Genomic DNA, 20125 nt, shown 5'->3' with positions numbered 1-20125 from the left:
CAAGGAGCACTGACCATGAAGCGTCTCATACTTTCCACCGTGACCGCCGCGATGCTGACCGCTTCGGCCTTTTCGGGCCAGGCGGCGCCGCTCGTTCAGCCGAGCGAGACGCAATCGACCTACACACAGGTCGACTGGCAGAAGCCGGGCCGGCATGTCGAGAAGCGCGTCGTGAAGAAGAAGGTCGTGGTGAAGCGCAGCCATTGGCGCAATGGGCAGAAGTATTCCAGCTGGAAGCGCCATCAGGCGGTTCGCGACTGGCACCGTTATGGGCTGCGCCGTCCCGGCCCCGGCCAGGAGTGGATTCGCGTCGGCAACGACTACCTTTTGGTCAGCATCGTCTCCGGTATCATCTTCGGCGCGATCGCCGCGCACTGAGCGGGGAATGGTCCGAAAGACGGGAAGGCGGCCGCGCGGCCGCCTTCTTTTTGTCTGTGAAAAGCGGGTACGATCGGGCTTATCGAGTCGTCGCGCCCAAGCGGCTTGATTATATGGAGGGTAAACGAGCCTTTCCCGATGCGCTTTCCACCCGCCTTCCTCGACGAGATACGCGACCGCGTGCCGATTTCTTCGGTGATCGGTCAACGCGTTTCCTGGGATAGGAAGAAGTCCAACGCATCGCGCGGCGATTATTGGGCGTGCTGCCCGTTTCACGGCGAAAAGAGCCCGTCGTTCCACTGCGAGGACAAGAAGGGGCGCTATCACTGTTTCGGCTGTTCGGTCTCGGGTGATCATTTCAAGTTCCTGACCGAGCTCGACGGCATGAGCTTTCCCGAAGCGGTCGAAAGGATCGCAGAGATGGCCGGCGTGCCGATGCCGGTGCGCGACGCCCAAGAAGAAAAGCGCGAGAAGGAACGCGCCAGCCTGACCGACGTCATGGAGATGGCGACGGTCTTCTTCCAGGAGCGCCTGCAGGGACCGGAAGGCGCCAAGGCCCGCGCCTATCTGCGCGACCGCGGTCTGACGCCGGCGACGCAGCAGTCCTTCCGGCTCGGCTATGCGCCGGACAGCCGCAACGCGCTCAAGGAATACCTCGCCGCCAAGGGGGTGCCGAAGGCCGATATCGAAGCCTGCGGACTGGTCCGGCATGGCGACGACATCCCGGTCTCCTATGACTGGTTCCGCGACCGCATCATGTTCCCGATCCCGGATTCGCGCGGCAGGATCATCGCCTTCGGCGGTCGGGCGCTGGCGCCGGACGCTTTGGCGAAATACATGAACTCGCCGGAGACCGAGCTCTTCCACAAGGGCAACGTGCTCTACAATTTCGCCCGCGCCCGCAAAGCGGTGGCCAAGGGCGGCACGGTGATCGCCGTCGAAGGCTATATGGATGTGATCGCGCTGGCACAGGCCGGCTTCGAGAATGCCGTGGCGCCTCTCGGCACGGCGCTCACCGAAAACCAGCTCGAGCTTTTGTGGCGCATGGCGCCGGAGCCGGTGCTTTGCTTCGACGGCGACCAGGCCGGGCTGAAGGCCGCCTGGCGCGCCGCCGACCTCGCGCTGCCGTCGGTGCAGCCCGGGCGCTCGGCACGCTTCGCGCTGCTGCCCGAAGGCAAGGACCCCGACGATCTGGTCAAAGCGGATGGGCCGGACGCGTTCCGCGCGGTGCTTTCGGAAGCGCGGCCGCTCGCCGATCTTCTGTGGATGCGCGAGACGGCCGGCGGCGTGTTCGATACGCCGGAGCGGCGGGCGGAGCTCGAGAAGACGCTGCGCGAGCTTACCGGCCGCATCCGCGACGAAAGCCTGCGCTACCACTATCAGCAGGAGATGCGCGAGCGCGTCCTAAGCTTCTTCGGCTCGCAGCGCGGCGCGCGGCAAGGCCTACACGGGGGACGCCAGGACGGCCGGCCAGGCGAGCGCGGCAGAGGTTCGGCGCCAGGCGGGGCGTTTGGCCGGAGCGCTGCGGGCGCGCGCACCGCCATCACCGAAAGCCTCGGCCGCTCGGCGCTGGTCAAGCGCACGGGCGAGGCCATGTCGGTACGCGAGGCGACGATCATCGTGGCGCTGGTCAACCATCCGCCGCTGATCGACGAGAATTTCGCGCATGTCGAATTCCTCGATCTTGCCAATTCGGATCTCAGGCGGCTGCATGCAGCCATCCTCGACGCGATGGCGCATGACGCGGCCGACGACCGCGACGCAGTCATCGCCACCATCGAGCGCGCCGGATGCGGCGACATCTGGGAACGCGCGGTGGCGCTGATCAAGCGGGCGCGGCAGTGGCCGGCGCTCGAAACCGCGGGACTTGACGATGCCCGGGACGCCTTCAACCAAGCGCTGCACTTGCAGCGCAGCGCGCGCACCTTACATAGGGAGCTGAAACAGGCGCAGGCGGCGCTCGATGCAGACCCGTCGGACGAAAACTTCCGGCATCTCGTCGAGATTCAAGCGCAATTCAACGATGTACAGGCAACGGAAGCGCTGATCGAAGGGTTCGGCGTTTCGTCGGGCAGGGCTGGGCGTGCTTAGGCCCAGGTCGGCCCGAAATGAAGTGGAAATGCTCAAGGCGCGTCGATTCGACGCCTCTAAGTCGGGCAATTGATTCGCTTTTTTCATGCGAATCATGCCAGAGGCGCTTGACCTTCTGGCAGATTGGCGGAATCAGGACGATTCGAAACGTTAACCGTGCCCGGCGTCGGTGGGAAATTTTGAGCGATGTAAGGTTCTGGCGACTGGACAGGCAAAAGGCCTGCCACAGATACCAGGGTTAATCTGGACTTAATGCATGTCGCCCAAAAGTGGAACCGGTTTTGGGGCAACGACAGGCAGCAAACAAAAGAGATGATGCGGTCACTGGCCCGGTAAGAAGCGTTCTGGGGCGAGCGCATCCGGTTTGACCGGTCCGGCAGTTTACGCGGCTTCGATATTCGGCCGCTTGGAGACGACAAAGAATGGCGACAAAGGAAAAGGAAGAGGTCGAGACCGAACGTGAAGGCGCCACCGATGGCCCGCTGCTCGACCTTTCCGATGATGCTGTCAAGAAGATGATCAAGGCCGCCAAGAAGCGCGGCTATGTGACCATGGACGAACTGAACTCGGTGCTGCCCTCGGAGGAAGTGACATCCGAGCAGATCGAGGACACGATGGCCATGCTGTCCGACATGGGCATCAACGTCGTCGAGGACGACGAGCAGGGCGAGGAGGCGGAAGGCGGCGACGCGGGCGCCGACTCCGAGGAAGACGCCAACGAGCTTGCCGAGCAGACCGGCACCGCCGTTGCCACCACGACCACCAAGAAAGAGCCGACCGACCGCACCGACGATCCGGTGCGCATGTATCTGCGCGAGATGGGCTCGGTCGAGCTTCTGTCGCGCGAGGGCGAAATCGCGATCGCCAAGCGCATCGAGGCCGGCCGCGAGACGATGATTGCGGGCCTGTGCGAGAGCCCGCTCACCTTCCAGGCGATCATCATCTGGCGCGACGAGCTCAACGAATCGAAGATCCTGCTCCGCGAGATCATCGACCTCGAGGCGACTTATGCCGGCCCCGAGGCCAAGCAGGCGCCGGTTGTCGAACGCGTCGAGGAAGCGCCCAAGGCCGAAGAGAAGCCGCGCGGCCGCTCGGCGGCGCGCGAGGAAGAAGACGACATCACCAATGTTGGCGGCGACACGCGCGGGCTGGAAGAAGAGGAAGACGACGAGGACGAGGCAAGCCTGTCGCTGGCCGCGATGGAAGCGGAACTGCGCCCGCAGGTGATGGAGACGCTCGACGTCATCGCCGACACTTACAAGAAGCTTCGCAAGCTGCAGGACCAGCAGGTCGAGAACCGGCTGGCGGCTGCCGGTACGCTTTCGCCCAGCCAGGATCGCCGGCTGAAGGAGCTCAAGGAGCAACTCATCAAGGCGGTGAAGTCGCTGTCGCTCAACACCGCGCGCATCGAAGCGCTGGTCGAGCAGCTCTACGACATCAACAAGCGCCTGGTGCAGAACGAGGGCAAGCTGCTTCGGCTCGCCGAAAGCTACGGCGTGCGCCGCGAGGAGTTCCTCAAGGAGTATCAGGGCTCGGAGCTCGATCCGAACTGGACCCGCTCGATCGCGAATCTCACCTCGCGCGGCTGGAAGGAGTTCACCAAGAACGAGAAGGACGCGATCAAGGAACTGCGCGCCGAGATCCAGAACCTCGCCACCGAGACGGCGATCTCGATCTTGGAATTCCGCAGGATCGTCAACCAGGTGCAGAAGGGCGAGCGCGAGGCCGCGATCGCCAAGAAGGAAATGGTGGAAGCGAACCTTCGGCTCGTCATCTCCATCGCCAAGAAGTATACCAATCGCGGCCTGCAGTTCCTGGACCTGATCCAAGAAGGCAATATCGGCCTGATGAAGGCGGTCGACAAATTCGAGTACCGCCGCGGCTACAAGTTCTCGACCTACGCGACATGGTGGATCCGGCAGGCGATCACCCGCTCGATCGCCGATCAGGCGCGCACCATCCGCATTCCGGTGCACATGATCGAGACGATCAACAAGATCGTGCGTACCTCGCGCCAGATGCTGCATGAGATCGGCCGCGAGCCGACGCCGGAAGAGCTGGCAGAGAAGCTCGCAATGCCGCTCGAAAAAGTGCGCAAGGTGCTGAAGATCGCCAAGGAGCCGATCTCGCTCGAAACGCCGGTCGGCGACGAGGAGGATTCGCATCTCGGCGACTTCATCGAGGACAAGATGGCGATCCTGCCGATCGACGCGGCGATCCAGGCCAATCTGCGCGAGACAACCACGCGCGTGCTGGCTTCGCTCACCCCGCGCGAGGAGCGTGTTCTGCGCATGCGCTTCGGCATCGGCATGAACACCGACCACACGCTGGAAGAGGTCGGCCAGCAGTTCTCGGTCACCCGCGAGCGTATCCGTCAGATCGAGGCCAAGGCGCTGCGCAAGCTCAAGCACCCGAGCCGCTCGCGGAAGCTGAGAAGCTTCCTGGACAGCTGAGCGGAAACGCAACATACGAAAACGGGCGCCTCGGCGTCCTTTTTCATTTCCACCTATTTGTTATGCCGCCTTGCCGGGCTTGCTCAACAGGAGGATAATTTCAGGGTCGGATGCATTTGTGGGCGACAAGCCGGATGCCCGCCCCGGACGCCGGCCGCAACTGCCAGGCGTTGCGCTCCGTGGCTCCCGGTGGGAGGTGTGCCATGACAACCTACATCGTGCTTATCAACTGGACCGAATTGGGCGCCAAGAACGTGCGGGAGTCGCCGAAGCGGCTCGATGCCGCCAAGAAGCTGCTCGGTGAAATGGGCGGATCGTTCAAGGCATTCTATCTGACGATGGGCGAATGCGACATGGTCGCCATTGTCGAAGCGCCGGACGATGCCGTGCTTGCCCGTTTCGCGCTGATGTTGTCGTCGGGCGGCAATGTCAGGACGCGGACGATGAAGGCGTTTCCGGAATTCGCCTACCGCGAGATCATCAGTTCGCTGGGGTAGAGCGCCGGAAACAGCCCGGCTCGATGCTGATATTGCGGTGCCGCGCTCGGTCGCCGATAGTCGCGCGATGCCTGAGCCGTTGCTGACTGTCTGGTACAACACACGCTGCCCGGTCTGCGATGCCGGCATCAACCGCCAGAAACGGCGGCTGATTGAAGCGGTCAAGTCCGGCCGCGTCGAATTCCGCGACATTGATTTCGAACCGCAAGCGCTTTCAGCCTTCGGCGCCTCGCTCGAGGATGTCCGCCCGGCGGCTGCATGCGACCGATGCCGAGGGCAAGCTGCTGGTCGGTGCCGATGTGGCGATCGCCGTCTGGCGGCTCACGCCTGGCGAGGGATGGCTCGCCACCCTGTTCGGCAATTCGGTCGTGCTGCGGCTGACGCGCTTTGTCTATGATCGGTTTGCCGATCTTCTCTACGCTTGGAACCGCCGCAAAGGCCGCTGGTAGGCTGTTTTCGCGGCGATCGCTGCGCATTCGACCGCCTCGCAGTTCGCCTTGCGTCAACCAAGATGCATCGTAAGATATATCTTGACTCCACCCGCCACCTAGCTAAGATATATCGTAAGATAGAACTCAAGGAGCGATCCATGCACAAGCATAATCCCTTCGGGCACAACCATTTCGGTCAGCGCATATTCATGCACATGGCCGGTCGTTTCGGTGGTCGCGGCGGCGGCTTTGGTCCCTTCGGCCAGGGCATGCGCGGCGGCGGCCGCGGCGGTCCGGGCGACATGTTCCGCGCCGGCCGCATGTTGGCCGACGGCGATCTCAAGCTGATCACGCTGTCGCTTCTGGTCGAGGCGCCGCGGCACGGCTATGACATCATCAAGGCGCTGGAGGAACGCACCAGCGGCATCTACAGCCCGAGCCCGGGCGTGGTCTATCCGACGCTGACTTTTCTCGAAGAGGCCGGCTATGCCGTCTCGTCAAGCGAAGGCAACAAGAAGGTGTTTTCAATCACCGAGGCGGGCAGGGCGCATCTCGAGCAAAATCGCGAGATGATCGATCACGTGCTCGACCATCTCGAGCGGTTCGGCCGCAAGATGGCCAAGGCGCGCGACTGGTTTGGCTGGAACGACGAGGGCGAGGACGTCGGCCGGCGCGGCCGTCACGAAAAGCGCGACCGGTTCCGCGCACTGCGCCACCGCCTACGCGCCGCGCTCAGCGATATCGTCGATGCGCCGGAGGACAAGCAGGCCGAGGCGATCAGCATTCTGGAAGACGCCGCCGCAGCGCTCGAGGCCCTCTCACGTCGCTGAGTCGCCCCGGCACTGAACGGGCTATTGCTGGCTCGACCGATGACCGTCAAAGCGGGATGGCTTCCAAAAAGTCATCCCCGTTTATCTTTGTGTGAGCATGATCTTCCCGAAAACCGCTGCACAGTTTTCGGGTTCATGCTGTAGTGAAAATCGTCCTGCGGCACGCTATGTGATGCAGGACGATTTGCCGTTGGAGGATGCGCTATGTCTTTTCTGAAACGTCTTTTCGGCGGCGGCGGTGGTGAAGCGACGGACACCGGAGCCGCGAAGCCGGCAAAGCAGGTCGAGCACAAGGGCTTCCTGATCAGCGCCACGCCCTACAAGGCGGACGGCCAGTACCAGACCTGCGGCGTCGTCTCCAAGGAAGTGGACGGCGTGATGAAGGAGCACCGCTTCATCCGCGCCGACCGTTTCGCCGGGCTGGACGATGCGGTCGACATCTCGATCAAGAAGGGCATCCAGCTCGTCGACGAGCAGGGCGAGCGGATGTTTGGATAGCCGTTGCCGCAGGGTTCTTTTTTTGCCGGGATCAGAACGCGACTTTGTCGCCGCCCTTCAGCTGCAGGATCTGCCGCGCCTCGTCGGGCGTGGCGATCGAGGCGCCGAGGCCCTCGATGATCTGGCGGACCTTCGTTACTTGTTCGGCGCTCGAGCGGGCAAGCTTGCCCTTGCCGATCCATAACGAGTCCTCCAGGCCAACCCGCACATTGCCGCCCAGCGCGATCGCCTGCGTGGCGATCGGCAGTTGGTGGCGGCCGGCGCCCAGCACCGACCAGTGATAGTCGTTGCCGAACAGCCGGTCGGCCGTGCGCTTCATATGGGCGACGTCCTCCGGATGCGTGCCGATGCCGCCGAGGATGCCGAACACGCTCTGGACGAAGAACGGTGCCTTCACCAGCCCGCGCTCGACGAAATGCGCCAGGGTATAGAGATGGCTGATGTCGTAGCACTCGATCTCGAAGCGAGTGCCGTTGTCGGCGCAGGTGCGCAATATGTGCTCGATATCGCCGAAAGTGTTGCGGAAGATCCGGTCGCGCGACGATTCGAGATAGGGCCGCTCCCACTCATGCTCGAACGTCTTGAAGCGCTCCAGCATCGGAAACAGCGCGAAGTTCATCGAGCCCATGTTGAGTGAAGCGATCTCGGGCGCGAAGACTTTCGCGGGCCTGACGCGTTCCTCCACGCTCATCGTCGCCGCACCACCGGTGGTGATGTTGACGACGCAGTTGGAGCGCTGCTTGATGACCTGCAGGAAAGGGGCGAACGCCTCGATCGACTGGTCGGGGCGTCCGTCGACCGGATTGCGGGCATGAAGGTGGACGATCGCGGCACCCGCCTCTGCCGCCTCGATAGCGGCGGTCGCGATCTCCTCGGCCGTGACCGGCAAGTGCGGCGACATTGACGGCGTGTGGATCGAGCCTGTGACCGCGCAGGTGATGATGATCTTGTTCTGACTTGCCACTTTTTGATGTCCTGATCTGATCTCTTCGCTGTTCGAGCGCGCCCTGTTCGAGCGCGCCCTGTCGACCGCGCCCTGTCGACCGCTTTGGGTGATGCCGGAAATGAACCGCTTCGACAGCACGACATAGAACAGGGTACTCGGCAGCGCCGCCAGTGTCAGCCCGGTGAACAGCTGGTCGGCGGTGAATCCGACGAACACCGTCAGCCCCTCGGGCAGTTTCCTCAAATTGTCGAAGGTGATCAGCACCAGCGGGAAGAAACAGTCGTTCCAGATCGGCACGGCTTGACGAACATGCAAAAAGGCAGGCGCCGATCGGCGCCCGCCTTTTCATTCTCAGGGTTTCTTCATTCTCAGCGCAATGATTACGCGGCCACGGCGATCCCGTCCGCGTTAGCAGCCGCGGCCGCGATCGCATCCACCTTGGCAGTCGCCTTGGCAAGCGCGGCGGTAACCGCGTCGGCGCCCATGCCGACGCCTTCGACGCGGATCACTTCGACGTCCGTCATGCCTAGGAAGGCAAGCACGCCGCGCAGGTAGGGGATGGCGTGATCCATCTGCACCGCGGCACCCTCGGAATAGATGCCGCCCGAAGCAAGCACGATATAGACCTTTTTGCCGGTGACCAGGCCCTTCGGGCCATTCTCACCATAAGCAAAGGTCCTGCCCGAGCGTGCGACGTGGTCGATCCACGACTTCAGCGTCGAGGAAATGTTGAAGTTGATGAAACCGGTGGCGAGGATAATTTTGTCGGCCGCGAACAGCTCGTCCAGCACTGCATCGGACACGCCGACCACCTCGGCCTGACGCGGGCTGCGCGCCTCGGCCGGGGTGTAGATGCCGGTGGCATAGTCAGGATCGATATGCGGCAGCGGATCGGCGACCAAGTCGCGCACGACAAGTGTGTTGGACGGATCGGCGGCAACCAGCTTCTGAGCAAGATCGGTGGCGACTCGGGTCGAGTGCGAGGCGGCGCCGCGCGGGCTGGAGGTAACAAGCAGTATGGACATGGCGGTGTCCCCTTTGGGTTGGATTGACTTTCCCGTCCAATATGGGGTTGCCGCTCTATCCGGAAACTGGTATTATTTGCATAGTATCCATCGAGAATGTGGATTGATCATGCAGCCAAATCCGACGCTCGACCAATTGCAGATCCTGGTGGCGGTGGCCGACACCGGCAGCTTCTCGGCCGCGGGGCGCAAGCTAAACAGGGCGCAGTCGGTGGTGAGCTACGGCATCGCCAACCTGGAAGCGCAACTGGGCCTGAAACTGTTCGAGCGCGAAGGCCTGCGCGAGCCGCAACTGACCGATGTCGGAAAGGCCATGCTGGAGGACGCGCGGCGCATGATCGGTGTGCTGCAGCGCATCCGCTCGCGCGCCGACGGCTACAGGCAAGGGCTGGAGGCGGAAGTAAACCTGTCGGTCGACGTGGCGCTGCCTTCGCCGGCGCTCGTGCGGGTGCTCAAGGCCTTCGAGGCTCAGTTCCCGGCGGTGATGCTGCGCCTCTATATCGGTTCGCTCGGCCTGATCGTCGATCAGGTCGTCAACGGCCAGTCGGACCTCGGCTTTGGCGGCCTGCAAGGCGATGCGGACGTCAATCTGCTGCGCATCGGCTTCATCTCGCTGGTGCCGGCTGCCGCACCCGACCATCCGCTGGCGAAACTGCCGAAGCCAATTGCGATCGAAGATCTGCGCGACCACATCCAGCTTGTCGTCTCCGACCAGTCGGAGCGGACGCGGGGCCGCGACTATGGCGTGTTTGCCTATCGCACCTGGCGGCTGACGGACGTGCGCACCAAGCATGCCCTGATGCGTGAGGGTCTCGGCTGGGGAGGCTTGCCGCGCTGGCTGATTGCCGACGACATCGCCAGCGGGCGGCTGGTCGAGCTCGATCTCGAGCCTTATCGCGAGGTGCGTGCGCCGATGTACGCGATGCACCGCAACGACCGAAGCCCCAAGCCGGCGGCGTCGTGGCTCATCGACGAGTTCAAGCGGCAGCTCGGCTGCTTCAACGAGCTGGAGCCGGGCGTTTGGACGGAGGAGGAGCCGGAGACAAGCCGACCATGAGCGCCATCAGCACGGCGCGATACTCCTCGGCCGATGCGCCGGCCTCGATGGCCAAAGCCGCGCGATCGAAGGCGGCGGCCAGCACCGCGGTCAGCGCCTCGGCCGGCAGCTTGACCATCGAGCGCGCGCGCATGGCTGCGATCAGGCCTTCGCGCAGCGAGCGGTTGCCGTGGCGGTTGTCGATCTCGTCCATCGCCGCGCGGCCAAGCACGGCCGGCCCATCGAGCAGCAAAAGCCGCGTGCGGCCGGGCGCGCGCATCGCGGCGAGATAGGCGCCGGAGCCGGAGATCAAGGCATCGCGGGCCGAGAGCGAGGCGGGCGAGGCGCGGTCGATCTCCGCTGCGACGGTCGCTGCCTCCTGTTCGACGACCGCGGCGAGCAACGCCTGCTTGTCGGCAAAATGATGATAGAGCGCCCCACGCGTCACGCCGGCGGCGGCCACGATCTCCGGCGTGCCCGTCTCCGCATAGGATTTTTCCGTGAACAATTTTCGCGCCGCGCGGATCAGATCGGCGCGCGTTGCCTCGGTGCGGTCGCGGTTGGAGCGGCGTCCAGACTCTGGTTGCATACATACAGCCTGTATGTTAATTGCACTTACATACAGACTGTATGTTGGATGGCAGGAGAAAGAAAGATGAAGACGACCAGCTATTATCCGGTGCTGATGACCGGCGACGTCGCCGCCACGGCGGCCTTTTATGTCGAGCATTTCCGCTTCAAGGCGGTGTTCGACAGCGACTGGTACGTCCATCTGCAGTCGGCCGAGGATCGCCGCGTCAATCTCGGCATCGTCGACGGGGACCATGAGACGATCCCTGAGGAGGGCCGGGGACGCACGTCCGGCCTGCTGATCAATTTCGAGGTCCGCGATCCCGACGCCGTCTATGAGCGCATCGTGGCCGCAGGCCTGCCGATCCTGCGCACCTTGCGCGACGAGCCCTTCGGCCAGCGCCATTTCATCACCAAGGACCCCAACGGCGTGCTGATCGACGTGATCAAGCCTATTGCGCCGAGCGAAGAATTCCTGGCGCAATACGCCAAAGGTGCGGCCGGGAGCTAGGCCGGACAGCGGGTCTCAGTTCGTCCGCGCCACCGGCGTCACGGCGACCTGGCTGACGCCGGTGCGGCGCACGACGGTGCAGAGCGTCTCGCGACCGATACGTTCGGCGTCGAGCATGCGCACGAGATCATCGACGCCGGTGACCGGTCGGCCGTCGAGAGCGGCGATGATGTCGCCTTCCTTCAGGCCAGCCCTCGCGGCGGGGCCGTTCTTCTCGACACTGCGCAGGCGCACGGCCGTGTTGGTCGTGACCTGCGAGAGAAGTGCGGCACGGCGCGGCAGGTTGGTCGTATCGGCAGAGACGCCGATGAAGGCGCGGCGCACGCGGCCGAAGCGGATGATCTCGGAAATGACGAAATTGGCGGTGTTGGAGGCGACCGCGAAGGCAATGCCTTGCGCGCCGTGGATCATGGCGGTGTTGACACCGACGACTTCGCCAGCCGACGACACCAGCGGTCCGCCGGAATTGCCGGGGTTGAGCGCGGCGTCCGTCTGAATGACGTCGTCGATCAGCCTGCCGGTCGAGGCGCGCATTGAGCGGCCGAGCGCCGAGACGACGCCGGCGGTGACGGTCCATTCGAAGCCGAGCGGATTGCCGATGGCGATCGCGATCTGGCCGCGCCTGAGGCGCTTGGAATCGCCGAGCGGGGCCGTCGGCGCGAACCAGCGCAATGTCGGTGTCGGGATCGCGGCCAAGCACGCGCCCCTCGCGCGAAGCGCCATCCGGCATCGTGACGCGAACGTCGCGGGCGTCGTTGACGGCGTGGAAATTGGTGACGACCAGCCCGTCCTGAGCGATCACGAAGCCCGAGCCATGGCCGCCGGCACCAATGCGCTCGATGCGGCACACGGCCGGCCCGATTCGGTCGACGGCGTCGGCGACAGTCGCCGAGTAGGCGTCGAGCAAGGCGTCATCGGATCGGAGTTTTTCGGCGGCGAAGGCCATGGGTGGGGCTCCCGTGTGATCTGGCGCAAACGATGCCTATATGTGCGGAGCGGCAGCAATTGCCGCGACCTGACCACATGGCCAGTCAGGCACTCGACTAGCCGTCAGGCGAGTATTCGCGGCGGGGCCATGGAGCGATATCTGGGTCACAGAACCCAGGAGACCATCGATATGAGCAACTTCAACCTTAGTGCCTTTTCCGATGCCGTTGCCGATGTCGCGGCGGCCGCCGCGCCGGCGCTGGCAAGCTTCGCTACGCATCACCACCGCACCGCGAGCGCCTTCCACTGGCGCGACGGCTTCTTTGTTACCGCGGAGGAAGCGGTCGAAGCCGGAGAGGAGATCGAACTGACGCTGGCCTCGGGCGAAACTGTGAAGGCCGAGCTTGCCGGCCGAGATCCTTCGACGGGCGTTGCCCTGCTGAAGCCGGCTTCCGCCGCCGGTCTGCCGCAACTGGCTGAGGCCGCTGCCGTGCGCCCCGGCAACGTGGCGATCGCCGTCGGCAATAGCGAAGGGGCAGCACTTGCGGTCTTTGGCACGGTCGGCGAGGTCGGGCCCGCCTGGCGCTCGATGCGCGGCGGCGCGATCGAACGGCGCATCAATCTGGCCATCAACGCCGGCGGCCGCTTCGAGGGCGGTCCGGTGCTCGATGCCAAGGGCGGCCTGATCGGCATGCTCTTGTTCGGGCCGCGCCGGCGGGCGCTGGTCATGCCTTACGAGACGATCGAGCGGGCGGTTGCGACGCTGCGCGAGAAGGGACATGTCGCGCGCGGCTATCTCGGTGCCGGGCTGCACCCGATCCGCAACAGCGACACCCACGGCGCCATGGTGATGAGCCTCGACGACAGCGGCCCGGCGAAAGCCGCCGGCCTGCATGTCGGCGACATCATCGTCACCTGGAATGGCGAGGCCGTGCATGGGCCGCGCGAGCTGATCCGCAAGCTCGGGCCGGACAGCGCCGGCACCACCGTGACGCTCGGTATCTTGAGCGGCGGCGCTGAGCGCGATGTTTCGATCACCATCGGCGAAAAGCCGTTGAGCTGAGAGGCCGATGGCAAGCAGCGCGATACAAACGATTGCTCGACCGGAGCCGGCAAGCACCCGGCTGACGGTGCTGATCGCGCTCGGCGACGCGGCCCGCGCCGAGCAACTGGTCGATGCGCTTGCGGCGAGCGAGGACCTGCTGCCGATCCTCGCCGGGAGCGGCATGGGTCAAACGGCGGATGTCGCCTTGGTCGATGAGGCTGCTTCGGAAAGCCGGGCCGTGAGCCCCGCAACGCCATGTGTGCTGCTCTCGCGTCGCGCCGGCCATGAAAGCGGCAATGTGTTTGCGATGCTGCCGGCCTCCGCCGACGGCCTGCTGATTGCCGCCGCCTTGCGCTTGGCGGCGTCCGGCTATCGCATCGGCCGGGCAGGACCGTCCGATCTTGGTGCACATGGCGAGTTCCACGCGGGGGTGTCCGAGGACGAGACGCCCGACGACAACCAGCCCCGCGCGGCGTTGTCGCCGCGCGAAGCTGAAGTGCTCGCGCTACTGGCGGAAGGCGCGCCCAACAAGGTAATCGCCCGGCGGCTCAACATCTCCGTCCACACGGCGAAATTCCACGTCGCCGCGATCCTGATCAAGCTCGGCGCCGCCAACCGCACCGATGCGATCGCCATCGCGATGCGGCAAGGGCTGGTGCTGGTCTAGACCCTTTCAGCACGACGCTGCGTAACCTCCGACCGGTGCGTTGGGCCTTGCGCCACGGCTGCCCGCCGCGCAAGTTGCCTCACTGTTGCAGAGGGAGCCGAGACATGTCGCTCAAGGGAAAGACGCTATTCATCTCGGGCGGATCGCGCGGGATTGGGTTGGCGATCGCGCTGCGCGCGGCGCGCGACGGCGCCAATGTAACGATTGCAGCCAAAACCGCCGAGCCGCATCCGAAGCTGCCGGGCACGATCTACAGCGCGGCCGAAGAAATCGAGCAGGCCGGCGGCAAGGCGCTGCCGGTGCTTTGCGACATCCGCGACGAGGCTCAGGTCGGCGAGGCGGTGGCAAAAACCGTCGAGCGGTTCGGCGGCATCGACATCTGCGTCAACAATGCCAGCGCCATCCAGCTTACCGGCACGCTGGAGACCGACATGAGGCGCTACGATCTGATGCACCAGATCAACACGCGCGGCACGTTCCTGGTGTCCAAAATGTGCATTCCACACCTGAAGTTGGCAAACAATCCTCACATCCTGAATCTGGCGCCGCCGCTCGACATGAAGGCCAAGTGGTTCAAGAACCACGTCGCCTACACGATGGCCAAGTTCGGCATGTCGATGTGCACGCTCGGCATGAGCGCCGAGTTCGCCAAAGACGGCATCGCCGTCAATTCCTTGTGGCCGATCTCGACCATCGACACGGCCGCCGTGCGCAATCTCCTGGGTGGCGCCACGGTGGCTGCGATGAGCCGCTCGCCCGACATCATGGCCGATGCCGCGTGCGCGATCTTCCTGCGGCCGGCGCGCGAGGCGACCGGCAATTTCTACATCGACGAAGAGGTGCTGCGGGCCGAGGGCGTCACGGACTTTTCGGTCTATGCGCCAGGCGCGGCGGATCAGCTTGCCGGCGATTTTTTCGTGCCGGACGAAGTGTTCGCCAACTCGCCGACGAAGGTCAGAAGGATCTACTGACAGCCCGCGGCCGCCTCATTCCGCGGCGCCCTTCCTGCCTTTCGACGGATTCGACGCGAGTTCGAGACGCTTCCTGAGATGTTCAGGGGCGGTTTCGTCCTGATCTACGCAAGTCCGAAAACCGCTGCGCATTCTCCTGGAATTGCTCTGTGGGGTTCCGCCGTATTTCGGGCAGGTGGACTTATTTTCAAGATAAAGCCCCGCCGGAGAGGGGCGCCGGCGGGGCTCATGTGTCCCGCTGGAGTCGGGACAGGGCAGGGAACGCCCTGACTGGAATCTGGGTGCCGCAATGCGGCGATTCAATGAGCACGGCGGGATGAGCGGGACAATTCTTCTTGAATTTCAAGAGAAAGGGCCCGTCCGGATCCGGACGGGCCCAATCTTGTCGCGCCGATTCCGAAAATCGGCTCAGGATCTTCAAGTCATTGCTCGTTGCTCGCCACAGGCGCCACCAGCGAGGTGATGCGGCGGATGGCGACACGACGGTTCTCGCGGTTCGGGCTAGACGTATTCACCTTGAGATATTCCTCGCCATAGCCCTGTGTCGTGAGGTTCTCGGCCGGGACGCCGAAAGCGTTGGTCAACGCTTCGGCGACCGCCTCGGCACGCCGATCCGACAGTGCGAGGTTCGCGTCAGGCGTACCGACGGCGTCGGTGTGGCCCTCGATCAGGAAGGTCTCGGCCGGGTTCTTCTTGAGAAGTTTGTCCATGGCGGTGGCCACGCCTTCGAGCTTCTGCACTTCGGTGTCGGAAAGAGTCGCCGAGCCGAAATCGAAGTTGAGCGTGTCGAGGTCGATACGACGGGCGATGTCGCGCACGCGGGCCGAGCGCTTGACCTCGTCGATCGAGTAGAGACGCTGCACCCTCTCTACCGGCGGCTGCTCGAGGAAGGTGTAATACTCGTCCGGATCCTCGACTTCTTCCGAATCCAGGATGTAGTCCCGACGCGATATGTCGAGACGCATCGGCGGCAGGTCGTCGCCTGGATCGCGCCAGTCGTCGACATCCTGGTAATAGCGCTCGTCGACATAGCTCAGCACATATTCGCGCCCGTCAGGCGTGATGCGCGAACGCTGGACGATGTCGCCATTGCGGTTGCGGATGGTGACGATCTTGACGCCATTCTCGCGCTCCACGGTCTCGCGGGTGCGGCCGCGCGGCAGATCCTCGTAATAGACATCCCTGGCGCCACGGGTGATGCGAGGAGCCTCGTTGCTTTCCACGAAAGTCTGGTTGTTGAACTGGAGGATCACGCGGTCGCCGAACTGCTTCACCACATCCGCGCCCTGGGGCCGGCGGCGCTCGCGGACCACCTGCTCGGGCGTAAGCTCGATCCGCTTGCCCTTTTCCTCGGTGACCGGAACAAGCTTCTCAGGCTTGATCGCCTGCTGGGCCGCCTTGTCGTCGGTGGGCGGCGGCCCCTGATCGACCGCGGCAGGCCGCTGCTCGGCCTGATTGCCGCCCTGCTGTCCAGCCTGGTTGCCGCCTTGCTCGACACCGGCCTGGCCATTCTCGTTCTGGCCGGCCGGCTGGCGGCCCTTGCGCTTGCGAACGACATCCTTCTGGCTGTCGAGGATGGGAGCCTCGTTCGCGTTGGCAGGGGCCTCGCCCTGTGCGGCAGCGCCGGCGTTCGTGCCGCCTTCAGCCGGCTGCTCACCGGTAGCGGGCCGGGTGGTTGCTTGGCCTTCGCTGGAGGGCTGCTTGGTCGAAGGTTGCTCTCCCGTCACCGCCTGACCGGTGCCGGGCTGCTCGCCGACCGTCTTTCTGCGCTTGGTCTTGTCCAGAGGCTGTTCGCCTTCGGCCGGTGCTGCTTGCTGATTGTTTTGCTGGGGCTCGGCCTGCTGTGCCTCGCCGGCAGGAGCTTCGGTCTTCGGCGCCTGCTCGGCCGGTGCGGTCTCGGTTTGCTGCTGATCCCGCTTCTTCCTGCGCAGCTTGTCCTGCGGCGTGTTGTCGTTGGCGGGCGCCGCCTGTTCGGCAGGCTGCTCGGCCGGTGCGGTTTCGGTTTGCTGCTGCTGGCGCTTCTTCCTGAGCGGCTGCTGTTCGTCGCTCGCCGGCGCCGCCTGTTCGGCGGGCTGCTCTGCCGGCGCCGTTTCGGTTTGCTGCTGCTGGCGCTTCTTCCTGCGCGGCTGCTGTTCGTCGCTCGCCGGCGCGGCCTGTTCGGCCGGCTGCTCGGCCGGTCCGGTTTCGGTCTGCTGCTGGCGCTTCTTCTTGCGCGGTTGCTGCTCGTCAGTCGCAGCCTGTCCGCCCTGATCGGCAGGGGCTGCCTCGATCTGCTGCTGTTGATCGCGTTTCTTGCGCGGTTTGAGCTGCTGCTCCGCCGGGGCCGCCTCTTCCGCCTGGCCGGACTGCTGCTGGTCCTGCCGCTTCCGGCGCGGCTTCTGCTCGGGCTCGGCGGACTGTTCGGTCGGCGCCGATTCCGTCTGCTGCTCGCGCTTCTTTTTCCTCGGCTGCTCGGCTTGCCCCTGCTGGCCTTGCGCACATTCCTCAGCCGATTGGCCTTCGGCGCAGTTCGACTGCGCTAGGATAAACGGCGTCCCCCGCGAAGGGCCGAGATCGGCCTGCAGCGGATACGCGCCCAACGGCGCGGATGCCATTAGCAGGCCGATTGCCGTACCTGCCAGAATCCGTGGTTGGCGTTTCATATCGATTTTCTCCTACTGGGGTCCCATCCCTGCCCAAACTTTCAACAGCATCAATTGGTTCCGCCGGGCATTGTTGTCAGCCAAGGATGCCCGGCCGGCCTTTTGAAGGCAATTTCGTGTTTTTCTAATGTTGATAATGGGTCCTGTGACAGCAGTGCTTGACCGACAGGTCCCGGAGGGCCAAATCCAGCGGCATGAATGCGCCATTTTGGAAAACCAAGACTCTCGAGGCCATGACCCCGGCCGAATGGGAATCACTATGTGACGGCTGCGGCAAATGCTGCCTGTCCAAGCTCGAGGACGAGGATACCGGCGAAATCTATTGGACGAGCGTCGGCTGCCGGCTGTTCGACGCCGAAAAATGCCTTTGCTCGGATTATGCCAACCGGCTGGCGCGCGTGCCCGATTGCGTCGGGCTGACACCGCAGAATGTGCGCACCATCACCTGGCTGCCCAAGACATGCGCCTACCGGCTCATCGCCGAGGGACACGACCTCTATTGGTGGCACAAACTGGTTTCGGGAAGCGCGGAGACTGTGCATGAGGCCGGGATTTCGATCCGCGGCCGGGTGAAGGCCAAGGAAACGGATCTCGCCGAGCCGGACGACTATTTTGATTATGTGCTTGATGACGAACCCTGACGGGTTCGCATCTTGAAACTTGAGGGAACTGGGGCCGCGGTGACGCGTTCCCCGCGTCAGATTTGGAAGTGCATTCGGGTGAGGGGTTTTGCCTTTCTTCCACATGAACCGGACATGAACGGCCGGTTCGCACAAAGTTCAGACACAAAAAGGCATTTTGTAATCATTGGTTCGCCAATCATCCGTTCAAGGGCGAGAGGCCCACAACAAGGAGAGAGACAATGTTCAACCAGATCAAGACGGCAGCCCTTTCGGCCCTTGTCGGGCTTGGCACGCTCGGCGCCATCCCGGCGGCGCATGCGGACAGCCTCTATCTCGGCTTCGGCAACAATCACGATCCGCGCTTCGGCGTCTACACCGGCGATGATGGCTATTACCGCCGCGATCGCGACTGGCGCCGCCGCGGCTGTTCGCCGGACCGCGCGCTCGACAAGGCCGAGCGTATGGGCCTGCACCGCGTCCGCATCGTCGACATCAGCCGGCGAACGGTGAAGGTGGCCGGCCGTCAGTATGGCGACCGCGTGGTGGTGGTCTTCGCCAACGAGCGTGGCTGCCCGATCATCTATCGCTGAGGCTTTTCTGGAGCCTGCGAGGACAGGTTGGGCATGATCCTCTGCAGGACCAGCTGACCTTCTGCGAGGTCGGGAGCAGGATGACTCTCGCCGATGTCACCTGTGAGTAGTGGAGCCCCTTCGGCCAGTGCTGAAGCGCGGCTCAGATAAACCCCGGAGGATCGGTCCTCCGGGGTTTTGTTTTTGTCGGATTACCAAAGCGGCGGGCAAGCTATTTCAGCTCGAACGTGACGGTCACCTGGACGGTGTAGGAATTCTCGCCGGCCTGCACCGGCACGGCGGCGCGGGCGGCATCGAAAGCCTTGGCGTTCAACGGCATCGGCGCCGGCGCGACGTTCTGGTCGGTGATCTCGATCACCTTGCCAAGGTTGACGCCGGCGGCCGCGGCGAGCGTCTTGGCCTTGGCGAGCGCGTCGGCAACCGCCTTCTTGCGCGCCTCGGTGATGGTGGCCTTCGGATCATCATTGGTGAAGGCGATGCCGCCGCCCTGGTTGACCCCGAGCGACACCGCCTTGTCGAGGATGTCGCCGGTCTTGTCGACGTCGCGCACGCGCACCGACAGTGTGTTCGTCACCTGGTAGGCAACGAGTTCGGCTTCCTGGCTGCCGTCCGCCTTGTTGGTGTAATTGTAGCGCGGATTGATCTGGATGCCGGCTGTCTGCAGGTCGCGATCGGCAATTCCGGCCGATTTCATCGCCGCGATCACGGCCGCCATGGCATCATTGTTGGCATCAAGCGCGGCGCGCGCGGTCTTTGCCTCACGCATGACGCTGAGCGTCAGGATCGCCATGTCCGGCGCGACAGTCGCTTCGCCTTCGCCCGAGACGACAATTCGCGGAGGCGGCTGGGTGTCGGCGGCGCTTGCCAGCGCCGGAAACGCGATCGCGGCAGCGAGCGCGACAGGCAAAAGATATTTGGTCATGAAAACTCCTCGAAATCTGCGATCCGGTATCACCTCTGCCCAGACTCGAAAAAGGCATCGATTCCCGGCGTTGCGGGCAGTCCGGACCAGTTCACGCGCCTGATGGCGCGCACACCGCTGTACGGAGCGAATATGAGCTGATTTTGGCATTTGCCGCCAGCGCTTTCGAAAGCCTTGTGCCGGGCGGCGAAAAACACTAAGCCAGCCCGCGTGGGGCCTGTAGCTCAATGGTTAGAGCCGGCGGCTCATAACCGCTTGGTTGGGGGTTCGAGTCCCTCCGGGCCCACCATTCAGTCCGCCAGTTTTGGCGTTCTTTCGAGCGTCTCAGAATAGTGTCGACATTTCCGCGGCTTAGCACCGCACTTGCCGCAACGCTTGGCTGAGACGCGGCTTTCTGAGCCCAGAATGCCCCGAATTCTGGGCTTCGTCTCTCGAGGCCCATTTCCTTAGCCAACTGTTTGGAAAAGCGATG

The 20125-nt window shown here is 64.0% G+C and carries 19 protein-coding genes, 1 tRNA gene and 2 pseudogenes; 15 read left to right on the top strand and 7 right to left on the bottom strand.

Features of this window, described 5'->3' with window-relative positions; translation table 11 throughout:
• The first annotated feature begins 15 nt into the window (after positions 1–15).
• The 4 genes from CK222_RS20435 to CK222_RS20420 all read left to right on the top strand — a co-directional run bounded on the left by CK222_RS20435 (position 16) and on the right by CK222_RS20420 (position 5419).
• The gene (locus CK222_RS20435; RefSeq protein WP_066994606.1) at positions 16–378 is read left to right on the top strand and encodes an RcnB family protein; all 363 of its coding nucleotides are present in this window, start codon (positions 16–18) and stop codon (positions 376–378) included.
• 138 nt (positions 379–516) lie between these two features.
• A complete protein-coding gene (gene dnaG / locus CK222_RS20430) occupies positions 517–2469 on the top strand; it encodes a DNA primase (protein ID WP_095801608.1) in 1953 nt (650 codons plus the stop codon).
• 422 nt (positions 2470–2891) lie between these two features.
• Positions 2892–4922 (top strand): RNA polymerase sigma factor RpoD, encoded by a 2031-nt coding sequence (gene rpoD, locus CK222_RS20425; RefSeq protein WP_066994612.1) that lies wholly within the window; start codon positions 2892–2894, stop codon positions 4920–4922.
• Positions 4923–5125: 203 nt separating this feature from the next.
• Positions 5126–5419, top strand: a complete 294-nt coding sequence (locus CK222_RS20420; RefSeq protein ID WP_066994615.1) for a GYD domain-containing protein — start codon at positions 5126–5128, stop codon at positions 5417–5419.
• On the opposite strand, the gene CK222_RS32960 is transcribed toward CK222_RS20420, so the two are convergent.
• The gene (locus tag CK222_RS32960; protein WP_245433169.1) at positions 5403–5627 is read right to left on the bottom strand and encodes a hypothetical protein; all 225 of its coding nucleotides are present in this window, start codon (positions 5625–5627) and stop codon (positions 5403–5405) included. The two genes, CK222_RS20420 and CK222_RS32960, sit on opposite strands and share 17 nt — an antisense overlap.
• Between CK222_RS32960 and CK222_RS20415 the strand changes: the two are divergent.
• The 3 genes and pseudogenes from CK222_RS20415 to CK222_RS20405 all read left to right on the top strand — a co-directional run bounded on the left by CK222_RS20415 (position 5547) and on the right by CK222_RS20405 (position 7178).
• Positions 5547–5868: pseudogene (locus CK222_RS20415) on the top strand (DCC1-like thiol-disulfide oxidoreductase family protein). The gene CK222_RS32960 and the pseudogene CK222_RS20415 overlap by 81 nt on opposite strands.
• A 140-nt stretch (positions 5869–6008) precedes the next feature.
• Positions 6009–6680 carry a PadR family transcriptional regulator gene (locus CK222_RS20410; protein WP_095801607.1) on the top strand — a complete coding sequence of 224 codons (672 nt, stop codon included), beginning with the start codon at positions 6009–6011 and terminating at the stop codon, positions 6678–6680.
• Between the two features lie 204 nt (positions 6681–6884).
• A complete protein-coding gene (locus tag CK222_RS20405) occupies positions 6885–7178 on the top strand; it encodes an HlyU family transcriptional regulator (protein WP_067326794.1) in 294 nt (97 codons plus the stop codon).
• A gap of 31 nt (positions 7179–7209) precedes the next feature.
• Here the strand turns inward: CK222_RS20405 and CK222_RS20400 are convergent, their stop codons facing one another.
• Both CK222_RS20400 and CK222_RS20395 read right to left on the bottom strand, forming a co-directional pair.
• Complete coding sequence (locus tag CK222_RS20400; protein ID WP_095801822.1) at positions 7210–8142, bottom strand: 3-keto-5-aminohexanoate cleavage protein; 933 nt, start codon at positions 8140–8142, stop codon at positions 7210–7212.
• A gap of 362 nt (positions 8143–8504) precedes the next feature.
• Positions 8505–9149: an FMN-dependent NADH-azoreductase gene (locus tag CK222_RS20395; RefSeq protein ID WP_095801606.1), complete on the bottom strand. Its 645-nt coding sequence runs from the start codon at positions 9147–9149 to the stop codon at positions 8505–8507.
• A gap of 109 nt (positions 9150–9258) precedes the next feature.
• On the opposite strand from CK222_RS20395, the gene CK222_RS20390 reads away from it, so the two are divergent.
• Complete coding sequence (locus tag CK222_RS20390; RefSeq protein ID WP_067326806.1) at positions 9259–10206, top strand: LysR family transcriptional regulator; 948 nt, start codon at positions 9259–9261, stop codon at positions 10204–10206.
• Here the strand turns inward: CK222_RS20390 and CK222_RS20385 are convergent.
• A complete protein-coding gene (locus CK222_RS20385; protein WP_095801605.1) occupies positions 10148–10774 on the bottom strand; it encodes a TetR/AcrR family transcriptional regulator in 627 nt (208 codons plus the stop codon). The two genes, CK222_RS20390 and CK222_RS20385, sit on opposite strands and share 59 nt — an antisense overlap.
• Before the next feature lie 66 nt (positions 10775–10840).
• On the opposite strand from CK222_RS20385, the gene CK222_RS20380 reads away from it, so the two are divergent.
• Positions 10841–11266 carry a VOC family protein gene (locus tag CK222_RS20380; protein WP_095801821.1) on the top strand — a complete coding sequence of 142 codons (426 nt, stop codon included), beginning with the start codon at positions 10841–10843 and terminating at the stop codon, positions 11264–11266.
• A 15-nt stretch (positions 11267–11281) separates the two neighbouring features.
• Here CK222_RS20380 and CK222_RS20375 read toward each other — a convergent pair.
• Positions 11282–12212 (bottom strand): annotated as a pseudogene (locus CK222_RS20375) (trypsin-like peptidase domain-containing protein).
• 171 nt (positions 12213–12383) lie between these two features.
• Between CK222_RS20375 and CK222_RS20370 the strand changes: the two are divergent.
• From CK222_RS20370 to CK222_RS20360, 3 genes are all read left to right on the top strand, one after another.
• On the top strand, positions 12384–13256 hold the full coding sequence (locus tag CK222_RS20370; protein WP_067326816.1) for a S1C family serine protease: 873 nt from the start codon (positions 12384–12386) through the stop codon (positions 13254–13256).
• 7 nt (positions 13257–13263) lie between these two features.
• The gene (locus CK222_RS20365) at positions 13264–13905 is read left to right on the top strand and encodes a LuxR C-terminal-related transcriptional regulator (protein ID WP_095801604.1); all 642 of its coding nucleotides are present in this window, start codon (positions 13264–13266) and stop codon (positions 13903–13905) included.
• A gap of 104 nt (positions 13906–14009) precedes the next feature.
• Positions 14010–14876: an NAD(P)-dependent oxidoreductase gene (locus CK222_RS20360; protein WP_095801603.1), complete on the top strand. Its 867-nt coding sequence runs from the start codon at positions 14010–14012 to the stop codon at positions 14874–14876.
• 422 nt (positions 14877–15298) lie between these two features.
• On the opposite strand, the gene CK222_RS20355 is transcribed toward CK222_RS20360, so the two are convergent.
• Positions 15299–17518, bottom strand: coding sequence for an OmpA family protein (locus tag CK222_RS20355; RefSeq protein WP_095801602.1), 2220 nt, complete (start codon positions 17516–17518; stop codon positions 15299–15301).
• Positions 17519–17712: 194 nt separating this feature from the next.
• On the opposite strand from CK222_RS20355, the gene CK222_RS20350 reads away from it, so the two are divergent.
• The gene (locus CK222_RS20350; RefSeq protein WP_066994651.1) at positions 17713–18159 is read left to right on the top strand and encodes a YcgN family cysteine cluster protein; all 447 of its coding nucleotides are present in this window, start codon (positions 17713–17715) and stop codon (positions 18157–18159) included.
• A 221-nt stretch (positions 18160–18380) separates the two neighbouring features.
• Positions 18381–18731, top strand: a complete 351-nt coding sequence (locus CK222_RS20345; RefSeq protein WP_095779689.1) for a hypothetical protein — start codon at positions 18381–18383, stop codon at positions 18729–18731.
• A gap of 211 nt (positions 18732–18942) precedes the next feature.
• On the opposite strand, the gene CK222_RS20340 is transcribed toward CK222_RS20345, so the two are convergent.
• A complete protein-coding gene (locus CK222_RS20340) occupies positions 18943–19653 on the bottom strand; it encodes an SIMPL domain-containing protein (protein ID WP_095801601.1) in 711 nt (236 codons plus the stop codon).
• Positions 19654–19866: 213 nt separating this feature from the next.
• Here CK222_RS20340 and CK222_RS20335 point away from each other — a divergent pair.
• Positions 19867–19942: transfer RNA gene (locus CK222_RS20335), tRNA-Ile, on the top strand.
• The last annotated feature ends 183 nt before the right edge of the window (positions 19943–20125 follow it).

This window comes from Mesorhizobium sp. WSM3866 (assembly GCF_002294795.1).
Classification (GTDB): domain Bacteria; phylum Pseudomonadota; class Alphaproteobacteria; order Rhizobiales; family Rhizobiaceae; genus Mesorhizobium.
The sequence above is the reverse complement of the archived record's forward strand: the minus strand, read 5'-3'. Positions and strand labels throughout refer to the sequence as shown.